This is a genomic window from Niveispirillum sp. CC-CTL257, from assembly GCF_059489915.1.
Genome location: NZ_JCAJXE010000001.1, coordinates 915711 through 938375 on the forward strand (window position 1 = coordinate 915711; position 22665 = coordinate 938375).

Sequence of the window (22665 nt, forward strand, 5' to 3'; positions counted from 1 at the left end):
GCGGACAGGGACATTTCCCACCTGATTGCGGCTTCATCCTGATGAGCCGCCTTCGCAAAGGTTGGCGCATCAAATCGTATCCCGGTTGACCTGAATCAGTTACCGCACTGCGCAATGGGATTAACGTATGGTTGTCTCTTGTTGCGATGAGATCAAACCGTAATGACCGTTGTCGATCCCCAGGCAGGAACAATTCAGGCCATTCATGGCTCGGTGCTGGACATCCGTTTTCCACACGGACTGCCGGGTCTGGATGAAATGTTGCTGGTCGGCGGTGCCGTACCGGCGGAGGTTCGGGCGCATCTGTCGGCGGATAGGGTCCGGGCTGTAGCCCTGGATGTCACAGCAGGTCTGAAGCGTAGCGACCCGGTCGCTCGCACGGGAGGCGGGCTGTCTGTGCCGGTTGGCCCTCATCTTCTGGGCAGGGTCGTCGATGTTGTGGGGCGGCCCCTGGATGGTTGCGGCCCGCTGCCTGCCGATGCGCCACTTCGGTCCATACATCAGCCGTCGCCGCCTCTCTCCCGGCGATCCGCCCGACTGGAACCGCAATGGACCGGCATCAAGATCATCGACCTGCTGGCCCCGCTGGCGCGCGGCGGCAAGACGGCACTGTTTGGCGGTGCTGGCGTTGGCAAGACCGTGTTGATCATGGAACTGATCCGCACGGTTGTGGAGCGTGACGACGGCCTGTCGGTCTTCGCAGGCATCGGGGAACGGTCGCGGGAGGCGGCGGAACTGCTGGAGGATATGCGCGGGTCGGGCGTCCTGGAACGCACCGTCATGGTGCTGGGGCAGATGGCGGAACCGCCGGGTGCCCGCTGGCGCGCGGGCCTGACCGCCCTGACACAGGCGGAATATTTCCGGGACGTCATGGGCCGCGACGTGCTGCTGCTGATGGATAATGTCTTCCGCTTTGTGCAGGCAGGCGCGGAGATTGCCGGCATGCTGGGCCATATGCCGGCCCGCGTCGGATATCAGCCGACCATGGCGGGCGAGATCGGGATGCTGCAGGAACGCATCGCCTCGGTCGCGGGTGCCGCCATCACTTCCATCCAGGCCGTCTATGTCCCCGCCGATGACTTCACCGATCCCGCCGTGGCCGAGCTGTTCAGCCATCTGGACGGGTCCATCGTGTTGTCGCGTGCCGTGGCGGCGGAGGGGCTTTATCCCGCCGTTGATCCGCTGGCATCATCCACCCGCCTGATGGACCCGGATTTGCTGGGCCAACGCCATTACCGGGTGGCCGCTGCGGTACGGGCAGCAATCGCACAGTACCGTGCGCTGGAGGACATTATCGCCCTGCTGGGCGTGGATGAATTGTCGGCGGCGGATCGGCAGGTGGTGGCACGGGCCCGCCGTCTGCTGCGGTTCCTGACCCAGCCCTTCCATGTCACAGGCGGTTTCACGGGCCGCCAGGGTGTCAGCGTCGATATTCAGGACACGTTGGCCGGGTGCGAGGCCATCTTGAATGGCGATACCGATGGCTGGGCCGAATCCTCCCTCTACATGACCGGCACACTGGCCGACGCCCATGCACGGGAAACCGGGGGAGGAAGAGGATGAGACTTCATATTCTGACACCCCTGGCCACCATCCTGGACCGAACGGACATTGCCGAGATTTCAGCACGGGATGAGAGCGGGGCCTTTGGTATAAGACCGGGTCATGCGCCGTTCCTGACTGCCCTACCACCCAGCGTTCTGACCTTGCGCACGGAACATGGGGCCGTCCTCTACGCCGCCATCGCGGGGGGTATGTTGCGGGTGGATCGTGATGGCGTGTTGGTGACCAGTCCCGATGCGGCCATGGGGTCGGAACTGGCCCCACTGGCGGCGCGGGTGTCGGCGGACAAGGCCGCCGCCCTGCACCGGCAACGCGAGGGCGCGGCGCAGGAGCGCACATTGCATGCGGCTCTGGTGCATCACCTTCTGGACAGTGTCACTGGTGACAAGGCGGGTGACGCATGACCGATCCCGATCTCATCGACCCGATCCGCCGCGCGCAACGCGACCAGGAACGGGCAGCGGCAGAGAAACGGCGCGGCACGGGGGCGACCCTGGCGCTGATCGGCACCTTGGGCTGGCTGATTGTCCTGCCGCCGCTCGCCGGCCTGTTCCTTGGCCGCTGGCTGGATCGGACGGGCGATGGCCGGTTCTGGACCCTGTCGCTGCTGTTCACCGGCGTGTTCGTGGGCTGCTGGGCGGCATGGCGGCGTATTGATGAGGGGCATCATGATGACTGAAACCTGGATCGGGGCGGCCCTTGGCCTGGTCGCGGGGGCCGGCCTGGGTTGGCTGTTCTTCCGCCTGCTGGCGCTGAACACGCGCCTTTACGCAACCGGGCAGGCAATGGCAGCGGCGGCCTTGCATCTTGGACGCCTGGGCGGTGTCGCCGCGACGCTACTGGGAGTGGTGCTGATCGGGGGTGCCCTGCCGCTGTTGGCGGTCCTGGCTGGCTTTCTGCTGGTGCGCCCCCCGCTGATGCGGCGATATGGGAGGGCGTGATGGAGCTTTCAGCCCCGTTCGACGCGCCGGTTGCCTTTGCCCTGGGTCCTTTTCCCATCACTTGGCCTGTACTCCATGCCTTGCTGTGCAGCCTGTTGCTGACGCTTGTTGGGATCGGCCTGTCGGCCCGCGTCGCCACCGAACGGGCGGGGCGGCTGGGCACGGCCATTGAGGCCGTTGTCGATCTGCTGCGCGCTGAGCTGGATCAGGTCATGCAGACCGACAGCCGCCCCTTTCTGCCGCTGCTGGGCGGCCTGTTCCTGTTCATCGCGACCGCCAACCTGATGGGGCTGGTGCCGGGTCTGGGGGCGCCGACGGCGCATCTGGAAACGGCCATCGCCCTGGGTCTGGCTGTGTTCGGGTCGGTGCATGTGCTGGGCGTGTACCGTCGCGGCTGGCGGGCCTATCTGGGCAGTTTCGCGCATCCGCGCTGGTGGATGCTGCCTTTGAATCTGCTGTCGGAACTGACCCGCACCCTGTCCCTGATTTTGCGCCTGTTCGGGAATGTGATGAGCGGGGAATTCGTCATCGCCATTGTGCTGTCGCTGGCGGGGTTCCTGGTGCCGGTGCCGTTGATGGCGCTGGAGGCGCTGCTGGGCCTGATCCAGGCCTACATTTTCACCATTCTGGCCGCCGTCTTTATTGGCGGGGCCATCGGTTCCATTGAGAAGGGCTGACCCCATGACCATTGAGATGATCAGTATCCTGGCCGCCGCCCTGGCCGTCAGCTTCGGTGCCATCGGCCCCGCCCTGGCGGAAGGACGGGCGGTTGCCGCCGCCCTGGACGCCATCGCCCGCCAGCCCGATGCCGCCAACACCATTTCCCGGACCTTGTTCGTGGGGCTGGCGATGATCGAAACGACGGCCATCTATTGTCTGGTGATCGCACTGCTGGTGCTGTTCGCCAATCCGTTCGTGGGCTGACGCCATGCATCTGGACCCGACGACACTGGCGTTGCAACTGGTCAACTTCCTGGTGCTTGTCCTGTTGTTGCGGCGGTTCCTGTTCCGGCCTGTGCTGGCCGCCATCGACCGGCGTGAGGCAGCGCAAACGGCCAGACGGCGGGACGCCGAAGGTGCCCTGGCCGAGGCACAGGCGGCGCGGGATGCCGTCGCGGCCGACCGGGCCGCCCTTGCCAGCGATGCCGCCCGCCTTCGGGCCGACGCCCATGAGGCGGCAGAGGCGGAGCGGCGGCGCATCCTGGATGCCGCACGGCAATCGGCGGACGCGTTGCGGCAGGCGGCAGCCGACCGGATCAACTCAGAACGGCGACAGGCCGAAGCGGAGCTGACCGTGCGGGCGGGCGAGTTGGCCGTGACCCTCACAACGCGTCTGCTGACCGATGCGCAGCCGGATGTGGCGGATCAAGTCTTCGCCACCGCCCTGACCACCGAACTGGCGGGCATGCAGCCTGACCAGAAGGCAGCACTGCTGGGCCTGGATGGACCGATAACCCTCACCATTGCCCGCCCCTGGCCGGAGGAACGGCGTCGGGCGCTGCTGTCCTTACTGCCACCGGACCGGGTGGAATGGGTGGTCGATCCTGACCTGATCGCCGGGGTGGAACTGTCCGCGCCCCATAACCTTATCGAGCATAGTTGGCGCGCTGCGCTGACGGCGGCGCGTGAGGGGCTGCAAGCATGACTGGCACACTCTCCCTGGCACTGACGGAATGGACGGGCCGACAGCGGAACCGGCTGCTTGCCGATCCGCTGCCGCCGCCCGGCTGGCGGCAACGCGGTCGTGTCAGCCATATCGGTGACGGCATCGCCCTGATCAGCGGGCTGGAGAACGCGCCGGCGGACGGCATGCTGACCCTGCCGGGCGGCGTGCCCGGTCTGGTGCTGGACCTGGATCAGGACCGGCTGGGCTGTCTGCTGCTGGGCGATGGCAATGCCATCAACGCCGGCGATCCTGTGTCCGTGGCAGAGGGCGTTCTGCGCGTGCCGGTGGGAAACGGGCTGCTGGGCCGGGTCATCGATCCGATGGGCCGGGCGCTTGACGGCGGGCCGGACCCCGTGCCCGACCGGATGGACCCGGTCGAACGGGCGGCCCCTGCCCTGACCGACCGTGGCACGGTGGCCGAGACATTGCCAACCGGCACCACCATCATCGATGCGCTGTACCCGATCGGACGCGGGCAGCGTGAACTGATCGTGGGCGACCGGGCCACCGGGAAAACCAGCATCGCTGTCGATGCCATGCTGGCCCAGGCGCGAACCAACATCGTCCCCATCTACTGCGCCATCGGGCAGCGGGCCTCCGCCGTCGCCGATGTCATCACCAGCCTGAAGATGGCGGGGTTGATGGAGCGCGCCATTGTCGTCGTCGCTGCACCCGATGCAGCACCTGGATTGCAGTGGATCGCCCCCTTCGCGGCCATGACCATGGCAGAGTTCTTCCGCGACACGGGCCGGCATGCCCTGCTGGTGCTGGACGATCTGTCGAAGCATGCCGCCATGCACCGTCAGATCAGCCTGCTGCTGCAACGCCCGCCGGGGCGCGAGGCCTTTCCCGGTGATATTTTCCATCTGCATGCGCGCCTGCTGGAACGGTCGGCGAAACTTTCACCGGCGGCGGGCGGCGGATCGCTCACCTGCCTGCCGGTGGTGGAGACGCAAGCGGGCAACCTGTCCGCCTATATCCCCACCAATCTGATTTCCATCACCGACGGGCAGATCGTCCTTGATGCCAGACAGTTCCAGTCGGGCCAACGCCCCGCCGTGGATGTCGGCCGGTCCGTCAGCCGGGTAGGGGCACGGACCCAGCCCAAGGTGCTGCGGCAACTGGCTGAACAGCTGAAGCTGGAATATGCGCAGTTTCTGGAACTGGAGGCCTTCACCCGCTTTGGCGGGCTGGTGGATGAACGCACGCGCCAGACCGTGGAACGGGGGCGACGGCTGCGCCTGCTGCTGGCACAGCGCCAGGGCCGACCCCGCAGCTTAGGCGCGGAAGTGGCCCTGCTGCTGGCCCATGACGAGAACCTGACGGATGGGCTGGACCTGACCACTGTGGAACGGGTGCGCGATGCCATCGCGGCCCATGTGGATGGCACGGACCCGACCGACCTGGATGCCCTGCGCCGCATCATCGCCAAGGCCAAGGACGCCGCCGAATGAGCGTGGCCGCCCTTGAATACCGGCTTTCAACCCTGAACGCCCTTCTGGGTGTGGTGGAGGCGCTGCGGTCCCTGACGGCAGCCAAGCAGCAGAAGGCCTTGTCCCTTCTGCCCGCGCTTGACGCCTATGCGGGCGAGGCGGCGCAGGTCATGGCCCTGCTGCACCCCGAACCGGCGGCGACAGAAGGCGTGGTGACGCTGGTATTGGGACCCGATGGCGGCTTCACCGGCGGACTTGCTGGTCGCATCGCGGCAGCGATACCCGACGGGTGGTGCCCGTTGGTTGTCGGCACGCGCACGGAGGCTGCCTTGCGCGCCCGGCACTGGCCCGTGGGGGAGGTCAGGGCGGCATCGACCAGCGTGGATGCATTGCCGGCCCTGGCCGCGTCCCTGGCCGATACACTCCCCGCCAGCGCCAGCATCACCGTGCTGTCGCCGCAGGGACATGAGATTGTGCGGACCGATCTGCCGCCGCTCCCGCGCCGGACGGGCCGTTACGACCTGCTGACACAGATGCCGGGTCCGGCACTGCTGGCCGCCGCAGGCCGGCAGGACCGCGTGGCGCGGCTGCTGCGCCTGCTGTTGGCCAATCATATCGCGGAACAGATGGCGCGACTGGCAACCCTGACAGGGGCCAGGGAACGTATCCGCGACCGTTGCGCGTCGCTGTCGGTACAACTCTCCATGGCGCGCCAGGACGGTATCAGCCAGGAGATCGCCGATCTTTGGGCAGGCCGGCGGGTTATGCAACATTGAGATGAATCATGGTTGCTGATCGCATACGGTGATATTCATTCCGCAGGTAAATTTTTATGGTTTCCCTCTGATGGCCCGTTCAGGTTCTTCCCGTTTCATCCTGACATCCGTTCTGGGCATTCTGGCTACGATCGGCCTTCTCTGGTTCGTGACCCATGCCAGCGGCGATGCTCGCTTTTTCTATAACGAGGAAGGGCTGGTCATCGTTGGCGGCGGTGTCATCTGCGTGGCGCTGCTGGCCTTCCGGGGTGATGAGATCCGGGCCGCCCTGTCCGCCCTTTCCGCCGTCTTCCGGGGAACCGGGGGACTGGAACGGGAGGTTGCGGACCTGCTGGATGTGTCCAAGCTGCTTTATGGCAAGCAGATCGCCGCCGCCGACGAACGGGTGCGCAAGGTCAGCAGCCCCTTTCTGAAGCTGGGCCTGCAGATGGTGGTCGATGGTGCATCCCTGGACGACCTCATGCATGTCATGAACTGGCGCATCCAGAAACAGGCGGAGGCGGAACAGGCACAGTCGCGTTTCTTCCGGGTGCTGGCATCTTTTGCCCCGGCCTTCGGCCTGCTGGGCACGCTGGCCGGCATGGTCGGCATGCTGAAGCAACTGGGCGGCGGCGATATCGGCCTGATCGGGTCATCCATGGCCATTGCGATGCTGGCCACGCTCTATGGGCTGATCCTGGCCAATCTGGTGTTCAAGCCGCTGGCCATCAAGCTGGAACAGCGGACAACGGAGCATGTGGCGCAACTGAACATCCTGCTGGAAGGGGTGGTTCTGGCGCATCTGAACCGCTCCCCCTCGGTCATTCAGGAAACGCTCGCCACCTACCTGATGGATGTCCATGAGGAGGTGGGCCGTGGCCGCTGAGCCGGAACGCCGCCCCAACGCAACCGCTCCCCGCCGGGATGCCGACCGGGCGCGCGTCGCCGCCCGTTGGAACAGCAGCGCCAGCGTCCGCTCCGCCGAACCGGCGGAAGAGAGCGAGGAATGGGTCATCAGCTACATGGACATGGTCACGGTGCTGATGACCGTGTTCCTGGGCATGCTGGCTATTATGGGGATGGATGGCCGCCTTGCCGCCCCCAATGAGGCGGAACGTGCGGCAGCAACGGCGGTGACAGAGGCGCTGCAACCGGAAGTCCAGGTTCAGGCACCACCCGTTCAGACGCCGCCTGAACCCGCCCGCGCCGCAGCGCCCGCACCTTCCCCACCGACATCGCCCGCCCCCCCGTCGCTGACGCCCGGCAACAAACAATGGCTGGACCGGCTGGAGGCGCTGGGCCTGCCGCCGGAGGTCGATATCAGCGCCACGGAACGCAAGGTAACCATCGTGGTGCGGGAGCGTATTCTGTTCGCGTCGGGTTCGGCGACATTGCAGCCGGCGGCGATCAACCTGCTGCGCACGCTGGCACCGTCGCTGGCTAGCCTGCCAGGCAGCATAACAGTTGAGGGGCATAGCGATGATCTGGCGATCAGCACTATCCGCTTCCCCTCCAACTGGGAACTGTCGGCAGCCCGCGCGGCAGCGGTGGTGCGCGCCCTCGCCGGCATGGGCATTCCCGCTGCCCGGCTGGGTGCCCTTGGCCTTGCCGACAGCCGCCCGGTGACGGGTGATCCGGCGCGGCGGGCGGAAAACCGGCGTGTGGAAATCGTGATCGATACCGATGCTGTAACTGCCAGTGCAGCGACGCAATAAAGCTCAGCCGCCGGACCGACCGCCACCGCCGAACAGCCGTGACCACCAGGAGGATGGCTTGGCCGGCTCATCCGGCGGCTCGACGCCTGCCTTATCCGTCGGGCTGTTGCCGGGTGCCGTGCGTTCCCGGCGCTGATCGTCGCCAACCTTCAGCCCATCATGATAGGCGCGGGTAGCCGCCGCCCCCTCGACATAGCGGAACCCCAGGGTCCGGGCATCCTCCAATGCCTGATCATCCCGGCATCGGGTCAGGATGCAGCGTGTGCGGGCCACCGGCCCTAGCCAGGCAATCCCGCCGGACAAGTCCACCGGTGCCCCATCGTCCCCCAGCCAGGGGATGCGATACCAATCCACCACCGGCAGCTCAGTATCCGATGGGGCCAGGGCCGGGACGTGGTCAACGGCAACCGCAACCTCGTCCGCCTGCGCCTGATTGATGGCCTTACGGTACAGTTCCCGGTCGGCGACCCATTCCAGGAAAGGCATCTCCACCACCAGCTTACCATGCAGCCGGGCCGGGAAGCGGGCCGTCATCTCCCGGAATTCCTCTCCCGCCACCGTGGCGGCATGCAGCTTGACGGCGATGGGCAGGGTATGGACGGCATCATCCCGCAGCAGGTCATAAAGCATGCGGCGATCCAGCAAGGCGGTGGCCTGATCAAACAGCCAGGGTTCACGCCGCATATGCGTCGCGAACAGTCGGTCCAGCGCCTCGATGGAAACCGTCCGTTCCACCATCACGGGGACCAGCCCCTGCTCATCATCCAGCCGGAAAATGATCTGTTCACGCAGCAGGGAAGAGAGATCGACCGCGTGCAGCGTGCGCTCCATCTCCATGAACTTGTCCAGGGCGTCGGCGGCGGGCGGCGCATCTGGATATTGCTCGCTGCCCATCTGTTCGACCAGATCGCGCACCGCATCGGCGAAGTCATCAGCCTGCCGCGACAGATCGAACCATGCTGTCCGCAACTCCCCCCGGTGATGGGACGCCAAAGCCTCGGCCACCCTTCCCAGGGCCTGACGGCGCTCTGTCAGCAGGCTGTCGGGAATGGAAAGGACCAGCTTGTCCTTGCCGGTATCAAACAGAATGACATTGGCACCATCAGCCGCCGGCTTCTCATCACCCACCAGCCAGCGGCGCAGGGTACGGCGGAAAACCGGTTCATCGATATGCAGTAATCCGGACAGGTCGAGCATGACGGCATGGCGATGCGGTTTGTCCCGCCGATAATGTTCTACCGCCCCAAGTAATCCGGACAGGTTCTGCATCAATATCCGCCCTTCCCAACAGTGCCTATGAATACCCTCTTATTCACCACAATACAGTATATCGAGCCTCGCCGTCATGTTCCGACAGAAGTTGGAGTGCCATTATGCGGCAGGCAGGCAGGGCACCGTCCTGCCCCTGGCTTACCCCCGTACCACCAGCGCCCGTCCTCCCCCTGGCTTTTCCTGATCCAAGGTCGGTGGCGGTGCCGCGCCCGTGCCACCATCAAGAAACGCCAGCAGCACCTTATCCCCCCCGGCACCCAGCATTCCTTCCATTGCCACGCCACCGGGCCGGAAGGCGCGCGGCGGGGCGGAGAACAGGGGGTCCAGCCGTTGGCCCAGCGTCACCGGCACGCCCTTGTCCGTACCCGCATGCAGGATAAGGACGGGGGCCTGGACCTGGGGCAGGGCGGATTTGATCTCGAACCGGTGGCGCAGCAGGGCGCGCAGCGGCAGCAGGGGGAAGCGGGACCCGAGCAGGTCGGGGAGGCTGGGGAAGGGGGCTTCCAGGATCACGTGGGCGACGGCGCGTTCTGCCGCCAGGGTGGCCGCGAGATAGGCCCCCGTTTCTTCGCCATAAAGGATCAGGCGACCGCCGGAAATGCCCTGGCCCACCAGATGGTCGGCCCAGGTGCGGGCATCCGCCATCCAGGCGGCCTCGCCGCCCTGACCCGGATTACCCGCTTGTCCGCGTAGGCCCGCCAGCAGCACGCCGAACCCGGCATCGGCCAGCAGCCGGGCCAGGGGACCATGCGCGCCTGGATGCCGGCGGCGGCCATTCAGGATCAGGACCGTGGGTTTTGTGAACCCGTCCGCCGGGCGGTGCCAGCCTTCCAGCGACAGACCGTCCGCCGTTTGCGCCCAGACGGTACGGAAATCACCCAGGCCGGCATCGGCCAGGACCAGGGGGCGCGGGTCGGGCCGCAGCAACAACCGTTCCTGCCCCCGCCGGAACCAGACGGCATAGGCAATCCAGATCAGCAGGAGGAGCAGGAGGGTTGTCAGCATGGGGGCTGCCTGATGGCGATGGTGCGGTTGGTGTTTGTCTGACTCGGGTGAAGCCCGCCCCACCGTCATCCCCGCGAAAGCGGGGATGACGGTGGGGCGGAGCGGGACCGTCCCGCTTCCATCTAACTCAAACACGCCCCTCAGAAACTATAGACCAGCGTCGCGCGGCTCAACGTGTCCGTTGCTTTGCGGGCGTCGGGCGGGTCGGTTTCGTGGCGCAGGGTGAAGGCGAGGCGGGCGGAGAACAGAGCGTTGATGCGGGCCGTCAGGCTGCTGGTTGCCTCAATCGTCGTGTTCTTGGCACCGATCAGCGTCTTGACCGTTTGCGCGAACTTGGCGCTGTCAGACAGGTCCTGGATGAAGTCGGCGGCGGCGCGGAAGACGAATTCATGCTGTTCGCCCGGCTCGCCCGGCGTGTCGACGATGAAGGTGTGGCGCGCACCGGGGCCGCCTTCCACCGACAGGCGGGTGCCGTCGCCATCCAGCACCACATAACCCGCACCCACGGTTTCGGTCAGGCGGTGGCGGTAGCCGGCGAAGGTGTCGCGTTCCCAGCCGAATTCACCGGCGGCATAGAAACGCGGGCTGATGAAGTAATTGGCCTCATAGCCGGCTTCGAACCGTTCCTTGGAATTCTCGCCATCGGCGCGTTGCAGGTCGGCGCCCGCCGTCACCTCATGCCGCCATTTCAGCGTCTCCTTCAACAGATCGACGCGCAGGGACAGGGTGCGGTCATCGCTGTTGCCGGTGGACAGGGCCGCACCCGCCTCCGCCTCGCCGGACCAGCCGGCCAGGATGTCGGAGGCCGCCTGCCGCTTCACGGCCCGCTCCGCCTCCTTCTTGTCCTTGCGCAAGGACCCGGCCAGGGCGGCGATGGGGTCCGCCTGATCGGGGAAGGCGTCACGCGCCAGGGATTCGGTCAGGTCCAGGGCGGCGGCATCACGGCCCGCCGCCTGCCGCAGCATCGCCTCCACCCCCGCCGGCAACGCATCCTGTGAAAGGGCGGCAGTTGGGGCCGCCATGATCAGGCCTGAAAAGGCCAGCGCCGCGAGAGGCGGCGCTGTCTTGAACTTTGGCATTGTTCGTTCGGTCCCCGACTATTCCAGCAGGGAGCGCAGCATCCAGGCGGTCTTCTCGTGGATCTGCATGCGCTGGGTCAGAAGGTCGGCGGACGGTTCGTCGCCGGCCTCATCCACGATGGGGAAGATGGACCGGGCCGTGCGGGCCACTGTCTCATGCCCCTCCACCAACTGGCGGATCATGTCCTGGGCCTTGGGCACGCCGGTTTCTTCTGCCACGCTGGTCAGCTTGGCGAACTGGCTGTAGCTGCCGGGGGCGTGAAAGCCCAGGGCGCGGATACGTTCGGCGATATCGTCAACGGCGGTGTGCAGCTCCGTATACTGCGCCATGAACATGGTATGCAGCGTGTTGAACATCGGGCCGGTGACGTTCCAATGGAAATTATGGGTCTTCAGATACAGCGTGTAGCTGTCGGCCAGAAGCCGGGAAAGACCGTCCACGATCTTGGCGCGGTTATCATCGGAAATACCGATATTGATGGCAGGTGCGCTGGCCATGTCCTTGCCTCATCCTTGTTTCATCGCAGTAACAGATAGTCAGTCTGACGATAAAGCCAAGGGGACGCAAGGAGAGGATCGTCCTATAACCGTTTGAAAAATATGGGGGAGGCCGAAAGGCCGCAGAAGACGGCTGGCACTCCCCCAAAGTCGCAGAGGGACATCATCCCCCTGTATGGGCCGGCTGAAGGCATGCGAATTCCCAACCGGACCAAACCGTGACCACGCGCTGCTTGCCGTTCAGGCGGCCCGCTGTGTGGTGGAACCGGATGTGCTGGAACTGGTCTTCTGCGAATAGCTGCTAATGGCGCTCTGCAACTGGCTGATCAGGGTGCCCAGCGCATCCTGTTCTGTGCTGCTGCCGGAACTGCCGGAGGACAGAAGGCTGGCGATGTCGCTGCTGCCCGTGGTGGCGAATGCTTCCGTGCCATCTTCGCCCGGCGGCGGGCCCGGTGGGGGACCACCGGCACCACCCGGACCACTCCCCGGCGGCGGGCCGGGCGGACGACCACCACTGGCCCCACCAGCCTCTTCCTGTGCAGCCAGCAGGGCGCCCTTGGTCTGCGACCGCATGCTCTGGAACGCGGTTTCCATCTCCGTCTGGGTCAGGGAACCGTCACCATCACTGTCCATGCGGGAGAACATCTCCTCCGCACTGGGGCGGTTGCCGCCGCTGCGACCGACCTTTTCGCCGTCTTTCGGTCCGGCTGCCTGGAATTCCTCCAGCGACAGACCACCCGACTTGTCGGCGTCCGCCGCCTCGAACCGCTCCTGCGCCCGCTGCTGGCGGCTGACGCTCGCGGCGGCATAGGGGCTGCTGCTACTGATGCTGCTGATGCTCATGGGATTGCTCCTTGACGGGTTTTGCCGGACCCATCCCTTGAACGGGCGGGAACGGCAAACCCTGTCGGCAATCCCTGCTTTTTTCAGATCGCCTGCACCAGACGCCGCACGATCATCGCGGCATTCAAGGCGGCATTGCGGGCAAAGGTGGGGAAGTCCAGGTGGCTGTCGCTGCCGGCCAGGTCCGACAGGGCGCGCACCACCACCAGCGGTGTGCCGAACTTGGCCGCGACCTGGGCCAGGGCCGCTCCCTCCATCTCCACCGCCTGGGCTTGGAACCGTTCATGCAGGTCCTGACGCGTGGCCGCACAGTTCAGGAAATGATCGCCGGTCAGCACCGTGCCGAAGCGCCAGACGGGTGCCCGCGTGGCATCCGTCATGCCGGTCAGCACGATGCCTTCCAGGGCCTGTGCAATCCGCCCCGCCAATCCATCGGCCAAGGCATAGCCATGGGCATCGTCAAAGCCGGGCAGGGGCGGCACGCCCGGCTGATAGGGCCGTAACCGCCCATCGCACAGGGCGCCGTAATCATGCTGGATCAGGCGTTGGGCGACCACCACATCGCCGACATGCAGCGCCGGGTCCAACCCGCCGGCCACGCCGGAGAACAGCAGCCCCCGCACCGCGAACCGGTGAAGCAGCAGGGTTCCCACCACCGCCGCGTTCACCTTGCCGATCCCGGCCTCCACCAGCACCACCGGTTTTTCATCCAGCCGGCCCGTGGTGAAGGTGAAACCGGCGATCTCCTCCCGCTCCATCCCGCTGAAATGTCCGGCCAGGGCCGCCGTTTCCTCCGGGATGGCGCAGATCAGGCCCAGGGGCCGTTCATCGTGCAGCCTCATTTCTGCCGGCCATTCTTGATGAGGGTACGGATGCGCACCTCCAGCTGCGCGGCGCTGTAGGGCTTGACGATGAAGGCATCCACGCCCTGGGCGCGGGCGGCCAGGACATGGTCCTTGGTGCCGTGGCCCGTTTCCATGATGAAGGGCAGGTCGGGGCGCCGGCTGCGGACGGCGGCCAGCAGGTCCATGCCGTTCATGCGCGGCATGGCCCAGTCGCAGATGATGATGTCGATGCCGTTGATATCGCGATACAGGATGTCCAGCGCCTCAGTGCCGTCATTGGCCGTATGCACCTCACGCACGCCCATCTGTTTCAGCACATCGGCGATCCACACGCGGGTCTGCTGCTGATCCTCCACCACCAGGATGCGCAGTGATTTGATCGGGTCTTCCGGCATGTTCATGCGCATCAGAAGCGTCTCCGGTTGGCCAGGGCGTCCGCCACGGCCCGGCACAGGGTCTCGGGATCAATGGGTTTGTAAAGCACAGGGATATCCGCTGGCAAATCCTCCACCTCGACATGGCCGCGCCCGGGATAGCCGGTCATGAACAGGACCACGACGCCGGGGTCCAGTTCCATCACCAGATGCGCCAGCCGCACCCCGCCCAGCGCAGGCATGACCAGATCGGTCAGCAGCAGGTCGATGCCTCCCTCTTCAAACCGTTCCAGCGCCTCTACCCCGTCGGCGGCACGGCGGACCTGATGGCCATCCTGTTCCAGGAAGCCCGACACCAGGGTCAGCAGCTCCGGCTCGTCCTCCGCCACCAGGATGGTTGCCGGCTTGGCACCCGTCATGCTGGTGCGCGCCGGTGCCGCCGGTACGGTCACCGTTGCAGGCGGCGGGGACAGCGGTAACCATACTGTGAAACAGGTGCCACGTCCCGGCTGGCTGTCCACCAGGATGGCGCCGCCCGCCTGTTTGACGGTGCCATAGACCATGGCGAGGCCAAGGCCCGTTCCCTGGCCTGGCGGCTTGGTCGTGAAGAACGGGTCGAAGATGCGGTCCAGCAGTTCTGGTGGCATGCCGGTACCCCGGTCGCTGACCGACAGGATGGCAAACCGTCCGGGAGCCAGCCCCACGGGCGGCATTGCCCCCTCGGCGGCACTGTCCAGCTTCACTGTCAACGGCCCGCCGCCGGGCATGGCGTCGCGGGCATTGATGGCGAGGTTCAGTAGGGCCTGAGCCGCCATGTCGGGATCAATGGCGACCCAGACGGGCCTGTCCGGCACCGCCAGCGACAGCTCGATCGTGGCACCCAGCAGCGGTTTCAGCAGGAATTCCTGTCCGCGCAGCACGGCACCCAGATCGATCACCTCCGTCCGCGCCACCTTCTGGCGGGAGAAGGTCAGCAATTCGCGGGTCAATGCCGCCGCCCGGTCCACGCCCTGGCCGATCTTGCCCAGATACCCGGCCAGGGTTCCGTCGCGCGGCAGCCCCTGCTTGGCCATGCTGGCATAGCCGCCGATGACCGACAGGATATTGTTGAAATCATGCGCGATGCCGCCGGCCAGCTGCCCCAGCGCCTCCATTTTTTGGGCCTGGAGAAGCTGGCTTTCCAGCTTCTTCTGTTCCGTCACATCGGCGAACAACACCACGAACCCGCCGCCTGGCATGGGGAAGTGCCGGACCTGCAGCCAGGTACCGTTGGGCCGCTGCCTTTCGCCGAAATAGATGCCGTCATGGCGGATACGGTCATAATCGGCGAGGCTTTCCTCAACCGTCTCGCCTGGATATTCCCCCTGTTGGGCCAGCAGGATCACGAGATCCCGATCCTTGAGGCCCGGCACCATGATACCCGGCGGGATGTCCAGCAGTTCCGCCACCATGCGGTTGGCGACCAGCAGATGACCGTTGGCGTCATACACCTCAATGCCGATGCCGACATTGTCCATCATGCTGTCCAGGATGCGGGTCTTCTCCCATATCTCATGCTCGGCCTGACGCCGCTCGGTGATGTCGCGCAGATAGGCGGTGTAGCGCTGGCCTGGCCCCAGCGGCACCGCCGTGATGGCTAGTTCGATGGGGATGATGGTGCCATCGCGGCGCATCGCCTCGGTTTCCACGCGCCGGCCCAGCATGGTGCCGCCCGCCCCGGCTTTCAGGCGCGCCAGCCCGTGATCATGCCCCTCGCGATGAATGGGCGGCACGATCAGATCGCTCATCCGCCGGCCCAACGCCTCTGCCCGCTGCCAGCCGAAGGTACGTTCCGCGGCGGGGTTGAATTCCAGGATATAGCCGTCCTGATCGATGGAGACGATGCAGTCCAGAGCGGTATCCAGGATTGATCGGGCCCGTGCCTCGCTCTCCCGCAGGCGCAGGCTGGATGCCGCCTCGTGGGTGGCGTCGCGGAACAGGCACATGACCAGCCGCTCGCCCTCGCTCTCAAACGGCACCGCCGACAGTTCCGCGATGATGTCCCGCCCGTCCAGACAGCGCAGATCAATTCGCATCTGGCTCAACGGTTCGCCGCCCACCACCCGGCGCAACAGCATTTCGGCCAGGGGGCGCGTTTCCGCGGTCACGACATCCAGGATGTGGAAGCCGGACGCATCCTCATCCGGCCTGATGCCCAGGATGACGCGACCGGCGCGGTTGATGAAGCGTCCCCGGCCCGTGGCATCATGGACCGCGATACCATCGGGCGACAGGTCCACCAGCTGGCGATATCGCTGTTCGCTCTCCCGCAATTGCTGCTCGCCGTGCTTCAGCGCGGTAATGTCGGTGCGCACACACAGGGTGCCGCCTTCCGGCAGCCGGCGGTCATGCACCCGAATCCAGTGCCCATTGGACAGCAGGAATTCGCCGGGCTGACCGGTCGGGTTGCGAAAGGTCCACATCCGCTCGGCGACATATTCCTCAATATCGCGGCCCTGGGCGTGCAGATTGTCGCCGGCGGCGATGCCATAGCGCAGCAGGGCCTCGAATGTGGCACCGCGCACCATCTGCGCGGCTGTCACTGGGAACAGGGCCTTGAACGCCGGGTTGGCGACAACCAGCCGCTCCTGCGTATCGAAAACGGCCACGCCATCGGTCAGCATGTCGAAGGCAGTCGTCAGACAATCCAGGTCCAAGCGCGTCTCCGCCGTGCAGGGCTTGCGATAGGGCTGATGGTGCCCCGCCGCGCCGCCGCGATCAAGCCGGCAACGCCACAGCGACGCGCGACAGCAGCCCCGCCCAGTCGCCACAGTGCTGCTGCCGGAACAGGCGCATGGACGGATACCATGCCGTCTTCGTCCCCTGGTCCAGCCAGCGCCAGTCCGTATCGGTGGCGATCAGGGTCCAGACAGGCCGGCCCATGGCCCCGGCTAGATGGGCCAGCGCGCTGTCCGGTGTGATCAGCAGGTCCAGATGCGGCAGGATCGCCGCTGTGTCGGCCCAGCCGGCAATGCGTTCGCCCAGGTCGGTGACATGGCCGGGCAGGGGGGTGACCGTCATTTCCCGCCGCCCGCTGGCCACCTGCAACGCGTACCAGTCCGCGCCCGTCCGCGACAGCAGCGGCAGCAGGCTGGCAAGGCCTGGCGAACGCCAGAAATCGCCGGGATGGGCAGGATTGCCGGCCCAGCTGAACCCGATGCGCATCCGCCCCGACCGGCGGGGCAGGGCATCTGCCCAACGTGCCGAAAGGGCCGCATCCACATTGATGTAGGGGCCGTTCCAGGGAATCGTGGCCGGCGTCAGGCCCAGTATGCCCGGCAAGTCCAACAGGGGGACCTGCATATCGACGGGGGGCAGGGCATGGTCGCGGGCCACGACGGTCCCGTGCCGGCCATCGGCGAACAGGGGCGTCAGGGTGTCCGGCACCTCCAGCATTACCTCCGCCCCCGCCTCCATCAGGGCGCGCACCAGCCGCGCACACATGATGGTGTCGCCGGCTCCCTGTTCATCCCAGACCAGCAGGCGGCGGCCCCTGATATCCTCACCCCGCCAGGGCGGAAGGTTGCGGTGCCGGGGCGGGCGGGCGGACACCGACCAGCGGTGATGATATTCCCGGAACCCCTCGTCCCAGCGGCCCAGGCGCAGCAGGGTCAGGGCGCGGCCCAGCTTTGCCGATGCATCGTCCGGCGTGATCGACAAACAGCGCTCGAACGCCGACAGGGCACCCGCCGCGTCGCCGGTTACCCGCCGCCACAGGCCCGTATCGCGCCAGACATAGGCGTGCTGCGGCCCCTGTTCCTGGGCGATGGTCAGATGCGCGCCGGCCTCGGCCTCCCGCCCCGTATGCAGCAACAGATTGGCCAAGGCGCAACGCGCGGGCACCAGGGACGGCGCAAGCGTCACCGCCCGTGACAGAAGGGTTTCGGCTTCGCCCAGGTCTCCTGTCCGGCGCGCGGCGTCGCCCAGGGTCAGCAGCGCCACCACATGGCCGGGATCGGTGTTCAGGACCTGTCGCCACGCCGCCAGGGCCGCGGCCCCGTCGTTCCGGACTTCCGCCGCTTCGGCTGCACGAACCAGATCCGCCACGCTTACCATTGTTTCTCCGTCAGGGTCGGTTTGCCCTGGACCGTGCTGCTGATCGCCTCCGGCATGCGGACCAGACGGTCGCTGCGGATGACGGGAAGGGGATCGGGATCATAGATGGCTTTCAGGCGGCGGTATTCCTCATAATGGAATTCCTGCTGCTCCTGAAAATCCGGCTCGCCGTTGCGTCGGCCTGTGACGATCACTTCCTGTTCCATGGGCGGGCTGTCTGGGTTCCTGGCCTGTGCCGCCGGATCGGCATTCTGGGCCTCTGCCGGGGGGCAGAACAGTGCCAGTGCCAGCAGGGCCAGACAGAACAGCCCGCGATTCCCGTTCTTGATGATCATGATGCGCACCGTTGGACGGCCATGAAGAGGTACATCATACGGGATTCCCTGCCGTTTCGCATGTGAACTTTGTTCATGTTCGTATTGCTCCCCATTCTCTCCTTGGAAACGGGATGGTAAAAAGTGAACATAGTGAGAACATTTGCGCTTGGCGGATGAGAACAAAAAATGTACAACAGGTGCAGTTGAACGGGCATGCACATCCGTGCGAGAAGGAAGGGGACAATAATGTCGGCAGCTCCACTCCGTCTGGTTGAAACACCCATGGACAAACAAAAAGCTCTGGATGCGGCTCTTGGCCAGATCGAACGCGCGTTCGGCAAGGGCTCCATCATGAAGCTCGGCGCCAAAGAGGCGATCTCGGAGACGGAGGTGGTTTCCACCGGCTCTCTCGGCCTCGATATCGCGCTGGGCATCGGCGGTTTCCCGCGCGGCCGCATCATTGAAATCTACGGGCCGGAAAGCTCGGGCAAGACCACGCTGGCCCTGCACGCCATCGCCCAGGCACAGAAGAATGGCGGCGTCTGCGCCTTCGTTGACGCCGAACATGCGCTGGACCCTTCTTATGCCCGCAAGCTGGGCGTGGATGTGGACGAACTGCTGATTTCGCAGCCCGATGCCGGTGAACAGGCGCTGGAAATCGCCGATACGCTGGTGCGCTCCGGTGCCATCGACGTGCTGGTGGTGGACTCGGTTGCGGCCCTGGTGCCGCGCGCCGAACTGGAAGGCGAAATGGGCGACAGCCATGTCGGCCTGCATGCCCGCCTGATGAGCCAGGCGCTGCGCAAGCTGACCAGCTCCATTTCCAAGTCGCGCTGTCTGGTGATCTTCATCAACCAGATCCGCCTGAAGATCGGCGTGATGTTCGGCAACCCGGAAACCACGACGGGCGGCAACGCGTTGAAATTCTACGCCTCCGTCCGCCTGGATATCCGCCGCATCGGCGCCATCAAGGACCGGGAGACGGTGACCGGCAACCAGACCCGCGTGAAGGTGGTGAAGAACAAGATGGCGCCGCCTTTCCGCGTCGTCGAATTCGACATCATGTATGGCGAGGGCGTGTCCAAGGTCGGCGAACTGCTCGATCTTGGCATCCAGGCCGGTGTGGTGGACAAGTCGGGTTCGTGGTTCTCCTATGACGGGCAGCGCATCGGTCAGGGTCGTGAAAACGCCAAGACCTTTCTGCGCACCAATCAGGCCGTGGCCGACAGCATCGAACAGAAGATCCGTGCGAATGCCGGCATCGTGGCAGGCGCCATGATGGGCACGCCGGAGGCCGATGGCGACGCATCCAGCCCGGAATAATACCGGACCGCATGTCAATGCACGTTCAGCAAGGGAGGCGGGAAACCGCCTCCCTTTTGCTTTTTGGGGTGCTTCGATCCCGATAGTCCGTGCAACACACCCTGTTTTTGTGTTGCACGATGTTGCATCTGGCCGCTGGCGGACCGTTTTTTGCCCCCCGACATGGCCCCCATGGGCAGGCGGGCATGGACAGGGCGGCACTGGCCACGGTAAAACCCACACCCCATATCGTCGCGACCCAAGCAGCTGCCAGGCCGTCATCCCATGTCCAAGAAGACCGTCAACGAAATCCGTTCCACCTTCCTCGACTATTTCGGGAAGAACGGCCACGCCATTGTCGACAGCTCGCCGCTGGTCCCGCGCAACGACCCGACGCTGATGTTCACGAATGCCGGCATGGTGCAGTTCAAGAACGTCTTCACGGGCCAGGAACTGCGCCCTTATAACCGCGCCACCACCTCGCAGAAATGCGTCCGCGCGGGCGGCAAGCATAATGACCTGGACAATGTCGGCTTCACGGCGCGCCATCACACTTTCTTTGAGATGCTGGGGAACTTCTCCTTCGGCGATTATTTCAAGGCCGACGCGATTGAGCTGGCCTGGAACCTGATCACCAAGGAATTCGGCATCTCCCCGTCCAAGCTGACGACCACCGTCTTCCATAATGATGACGAGGCGTTTGACCTCTGGAAGAAGATCGCGGGCCTGCCGGATGACCGCATCATCCGCATCCCGACGTCGGACAATTTCTGGATGATGGGCGATACCGGCCCTTGCGGCCCCTGCTCGGAAATCTTCTACGATCACGGCGACAAGATCGCCGGTGGCCCGCCGGGCAGCCCGGATCAGGATGGCGACCGTTTCATCGAGATCTGGAATCTCGTGTTCATGCAGTATGAACAGCTGCCGTCCAAGGATGGTGGGTATGAACGCGTACCCCTGCCCAAGCCGTCGATCGATACCGGCATGGGCATGGAGCGTCTGGCCGCCGTCATGCAGGGCGTCCACGATAATTACGATATCGACCTGTTCCAGGGGCTGCTGGAAGCCTCGGCGGAGGCGACGGGCGCGTCGTTGAAGGGGCCGCAGGCCACCTCGCACCGCGTCATCGCCGACCATCTGCGCTCCTGCTCCTTCCTGATCGCCGATGGCGTCATGCCGTCGAATGAAGGGCGTGGCTATGTTCTGCGCCGCATTATGCGTCGCGCCATGCGTCATGCCCATATGCTGGGTGCCAAGGATCCCGTGATGCACCGTCTGGTGCCGGCCCTGGTGCGCGAAATGGGCGGCCATTATGCCGAACTGGTGCGCGCTCAGGCACTGATCACCGAAACGCTGCGCCTGGAAGAAACCCGCTTTAAGCAAACGCTGGACCGTGGGTTGAAGCTGCTGGACGAGGCGGAGGCCCCTCTGGCCGAAGGTCAGGCATTGCCCGGCAATGTCGCCTTCACGCTTTACGACACCTACGGCTTCCCGCTGGACCTGACCCAGGACGTGCTGCGCACCCGCAACCGTCCGGTCGATGTGGACGGCTTCAACGCCGCCATGGAAGAACAGCGCAAGAAGGCGCGCGCCGCCTGGGCCGGGTCGGGCGAGGCCGCGACGGAACGCGTCTGGTTCGAACTGAAGGACGAGGTCGGGGTGACCGAGTTCCTGGGCTATGATACCGAGGCCGCCGAGGGTGCGGTGACCGCCATCCTGGACAAGGAAGGCAACCGCGTCACCAGTGCGGCTGAGGGTTCGGAAGTGCTGGTCGTCGTCAACCAGACCCCATTCTATGGCGAAAGCGGCGGTCAGGTCGGCGATGCCGGTATCATGATTTCCGCCAAGGGGGCCGAGGTTACGGTCCGCGATGTGCAGAAGAAGCTGGGCGCGGTCTTCGCCCATGTTGGCACGGTGACCAAGGGCACGCTGGCTGTTGGCGATGCGGTCGAACTGAAGGTCGATGGCAGCCGCCGTGGCGCCATCCGCGCCAATCACAGCGCCACCCACCTGTTGCATGAGGCGCTGCGCCGCCGTCTGGGTGACCATGTCACGCAGAAGGGGTCGCTGGTCTCCGCCGACCGTCTGCGTTTCGACATTTCACAGCCCACGCCCTTGGCCGCCAATGATGTGGCCGATGTTGAGGCAGCGGTGAATGCCCGCATCCGTGGCAATAGCGAGGTCACCACCCGCCTGATGACCCCCGATGCCGCCATCGCCGTCGGCGCTATGGCCCTGTTCGGGGAGAAGTATGGCGAGGAGGTGCGCGTCGTCTCCATGGGCGGTGTGGACGAGGCCGGGAACAAGGAATTCTCCGTCGAATTGTGCGGCGGCACCCATGTCCGCCGCACCGGCGATATCGGCCTGTTCAAGATCGTGTCCGAAGGGGCCGTCGCCGCCGGCATCCGCCGGATCGAGGCGCTGACCGGTGCCGGCGCGCTGGCCTATCTGGAACAGCAGGAAGGCCGTCTGCTGGATGCCGCCCAGGCGCTGAAGGTGCCGGCGGGCGACGTGGTCGCCAAGGTCACAAGCCTGCTGGACGAACGCCGCAAGATGGAAAAGGAACTGGCCGACCTGCGCCGTCAGGTGGCGCTGGGTGGCGGCGGTTCCGGCGGTGCCTCGGAAGTGAAGCAGATCAACGGCCTGGGCTTCATCGGCCGCGTCGTCGCCGACCTGCCGGCCAAGGACCTGAAGCCCTTTGCCGATGAACTGAAGAAGCAGGTTGGCACTGGCGTCGTCGTCGCCATCGCCGTGGCCGACGGCAAGGCGTCGGTCGTGGTCGGCGTCACCGAGGATGCGGTGGGCAAGGCTAGCGCTGTCGATCTGGTTCGCGTCGCGGCGGCGGCGCTCGGCGGCAAGGGCGGCGGCGGCCGCCCCGACATGGCCCAGGCCGGCGGCCCCGACGGCGACAAGGCCGCCGACGCCATCGCGGCGGTGGAGGCCGCACTGGCCGGTTGAG

General features: G+C 65.6%; 23 protein-coding genes. 13 read left to right on the forward strand and 10 right to left on the reverse strand.

Annotated elements, in window-relative coordinates; genetic code table 11:
* Nucleotides 1-162: 162 nt before the first annotated feature.
* The 11 genes from atpD (at nt 163) to ABC729_RS04490 (ending at nt 8073) form a co-directional block, all read left to right on the forward strand.
* Nucleotides 163-1563, forward strand: a complete 1401-nt coding sequence (atpD, locus tag ABC729_RS04440) for a F0F1 ATP synthase subunit beta (protein ID WP_495606440.1) — start codon at nt 163-165, stop codon at nt 1561-1563.
* Nucleotides 1560-1967, forward strand: a complete 408-nt coding sequence (locus ABC729_RS04445; protein ID WP_495606441.1) for a hypothetical protein — start codon at nt 1560-1562, stop codon at nt 1965-1967. The genes atpD and ABC729_RS04445 overlap by 4 nt, the downstream gene beginning before the upstream one ends.
* Nucleotides 1964-2242 carry an AtpZ/AtpI family protein gene (locus ABC729_RS04450; RefSeq protein WP_495606442.1) on the forward strand — a complete coding sequence of 93 codons (279 nt, stop codon included), beginning with the start codon at nt 1964-1966 and terminating at the stop codon, nt 2240-2242. The genes ABC729_RS04445 and ABC729_RS04450 overlap by 4 nt, the downstream gene beginning before the upstream one ends.
* Nucleotides 2232-2504: an N-ATPase subunit AtpR gene (locus ABC729_RS04455; RefSeq protein ID WP_495606443.1), complete on the forward strand. Its 273-nt coding sequence runs from the start codon at nt 2232-2234 to the stop codon at nt 2502-2504. The genes ABC729_RS04450 and ABC729_RS04455 overlap by 11 nt, the downstream gene beginning before the upstream one ends.
* Nucleotides 2504-3181 (forward strand): F0F1 ATP synthase subunit A, encoded by a 678-nt coding sequence (atpB, locus tag ABC729_RS04460; RefSeq protein WP_495606444.1) that lies wholly within the window; start codon nt 2504-2506, stop codon nt 3179-3181. The genes ABC729_RS04455 and atpB overlap by 1 nt, the downstream gene beginning before the upstream one ends.
* 4 nt (nt 3182-3185) lie before the next feature.
* The gene (locus ABC729_RS04465; RefSeq protein ID WP_102114233.1) at nt 3186-3428 is read left to right on the forward strand and encodes a F0F1 ATP synthase subunit C; all 243 of its coding nucleotides are present in this window, start codon (nt 3186-3188) and stop codon (nt 3426-3428) included.
* Between the two features lie 4 nt (nt 3429-3432).
* Nucleotides 3433-4149, forward strand: coding sequence for a F0F1 ATP synthase subunit B family protein (locus ABC729_RS04470; RefSeq protein WP_495606445.1), 717 nt, complete (start codon nt 3433-3435; stop codon nt 4147-4149).
* On the forward strand, nt 4146-5624 hold the full coding sequence (locus ABC729_RS04475) for a F0F1 ATP synthase subunit alpha (protein WP_495606446.1): 1479 nt from the start codon (nt 4146-4148) through the stop codon (nt 5622-5624). The genes ABC729_RS04470 and ABC729_RS04475 overlap by 4 nt, the downstream gene beginning before the upstream one ends.
* A complete protein-coding gene (locus tag ABC729_RS04480) occupies nt 5621-6379 on the forward strand; it encodes a F0F1 ATP synthase subunit gamma (RefSeq protein WP_495606447.1) in 759 nt (252 codons plus the stop codon). Before ABC729_RS04475 ends, ABC729_RS04480 begins: the two co-directional genes overlap by 4 nt.
* Before the next feature lie 70 nt (nt 6380-6449).
* Complete coding sequence (locus tag ABC729_RS04485; protein WP_495606448.1) at nt 6450-7244, forward strand: motility protein A; 795 nt, start codon at nt 6450-6452, stop codon at nt 7242-7244.
* A complete protein-coding gene (locus tag ABC729_RS04490) occupies nt 7234-8073 on the forward strand; it encodes an OmpA/MotB family protein (protein ID WP_495606449.1) in 840 nt (279 codons plus the stop codon). Before ABC729_RS04485 ends, ABC729_RS04490 begins: the two co-directional genes overlap by 11 nt.
* A gap of 3 nt (nt 8074-8076) precedes the next feature.
* Here ABC729_RS04490 and ABC729_RS04495 read toward each other — a convergent pair whose 3' ends face one another.
* From ABC729_RS04495 to ABC729_RS04540, 10 genes are all read right to left on the reverse strand, one after another.
* Nucleotides 8077-9342, reverse strand: coding sequence for a hypothetical protein (locus tag ABC729_RS04495; protein WP_495606450.1), 1266 nt, complete (start codon nt 9340-9342; stop codon nt 8077-8079).
* Between the two features lie 141 nt (nt 9343-9483).
* Complete coding sequence (locus ABC729_RS04500; RefSeq protein ID WP_495606451.1) at nt 9484-10350, reverse strand: alpha/beta hydrolase; 867 nt, start codon at nt 10348-10350, stop codon at nt 9484-9486.
* A gap of 140 nt (nt 10351-10490) precedes the next feature.
* A complete protein-coding gene (locus ABC729_RS04505) occupies nt 10491-11429 on the reverse strand; it encodes a DUF481 domain-containing protein (RefSeq protein WP_495606452.1) in 939 nt (312 codons plus the stop codon).
* An 18-nt stretch (nt 11430-11447) separates the two neighbouring features.
* On the reverse strand, nt 11448-11927 hold the full coding sequence (locus ABC729_RS04510) for a Dps family protein (RefSeq protein ID WP_495606453.1): 480 nt from the start codon (nt 11925-11927) through the stop codon (nt 11448-11450).
* 240 nt (nt 11928-12167) lie between these two features.
* Nucleotides 12168-12770, reverse strand: a complete 603-nt coding sequence (locus ABC729_RS04515) for an EF-hand domain-containing protein (protein ID WP_495606454.1) — start codon at nt 12768-12770, stop codon at nt 12168-12170.
* Nucleotides 12771-12853: 83 nt separating this feature from the next.
* Complete coding sequence (locus ABC729_RS04520; RefSeq protein WP_495606455.1) at nt 12854-13612, reverse strand: 5'-methylthioadenosine/adenosylhomocysteine nucleosidase; 759 nt, start codon at nt 13610-13612, stop codon at nt 12854-12856.
* A complete protein-coding gene (locus tag ABC729_RS04525; RefSeq protein ID WP_495606456.1) occupies nt 13609-14022 on the reverse strand; it encodes a response regulator in 414 nt (137 codons plus the stop codon). The genes ABC729_RS04520 and ABC729_RS04525 overlap by 4 nt, the downstream gene beginning before the upstream one ends.
* The gene (locus ABC729_RS04530) at nt 14022-16685 is read right to left on the reverse strand and encodes a PAS-domain containing protein (RefSeq protein WP_495606457.1); all 2664 of its coding nucleotides are present in this window, start codon (nt 16683-16685) and stop codon (nt 14022-14024) included. Before ABC729_RS04530 ends, ABC729_RS04525 begins: the two co-directional genes overlap by 1 nt.
* 61 nt (nt 16686-16746) lie before the next feature.
* Nucleotides 16747-18084 carry a tetratricopeptide repeat protein gene (locus tag ABC729_RS04535; protein ID WP_495606458.1) on the reverse strand — a complete coding sequence of 446 codons (1338 nt, stop codon included), beginning with the start codon at nt 18082-18084 and terminating at the stop codon, nt 16747-16749.
* Nucleotides 18078-18419 carry a hypothetical protein gene (locus ABC729_RS04540; RefSeq protein ID WP_495606459.1) on the reverse strand — a complete coding sequence of 114 codons (342 nt, stop codon included), beginning with the start codon at nt 18417-18419 and terminating at the stop codon, nt 18078-18080. The genes ABC729_RS04535 and ABC729_RS04540 overlap by 7 nt, the downstream gene beginning before the upstream one ends.
* Nucleotides 18420-18647: 228 nt before the next feature.
* Between ABC729_RS04540 and recA the strand changes: the two genes are divergently transcribed.
* Together recA and alaS are read left to right on the forward strand one after the other, a co-directional pair.
* Nucleotides 18648-19724 carry a recombinase RecA gene (recA, locus tag ABC729_RS04545; RefSeq protein ID WP_495606460.1) on the forward strand — a complete coding sequence of 359 codons (1077 nt, stop codon included), beginning with the start codon at nt 18648-18650 and terminating at the stop codon, nt 19722-19724.
* Between the two features lie 264 nt (nt 19725-19988).
* Entirely contained in the window at nt 19989-22664 is a 2676-nt protein-coding gene (gene alaS / locus ABC729_RS04550) for an alanine--tRNA ligase (protein ID WP_495606461.1), read from the forward strand.
* Nucleotide 22665 lies beyond the last annotated feature (1 nt).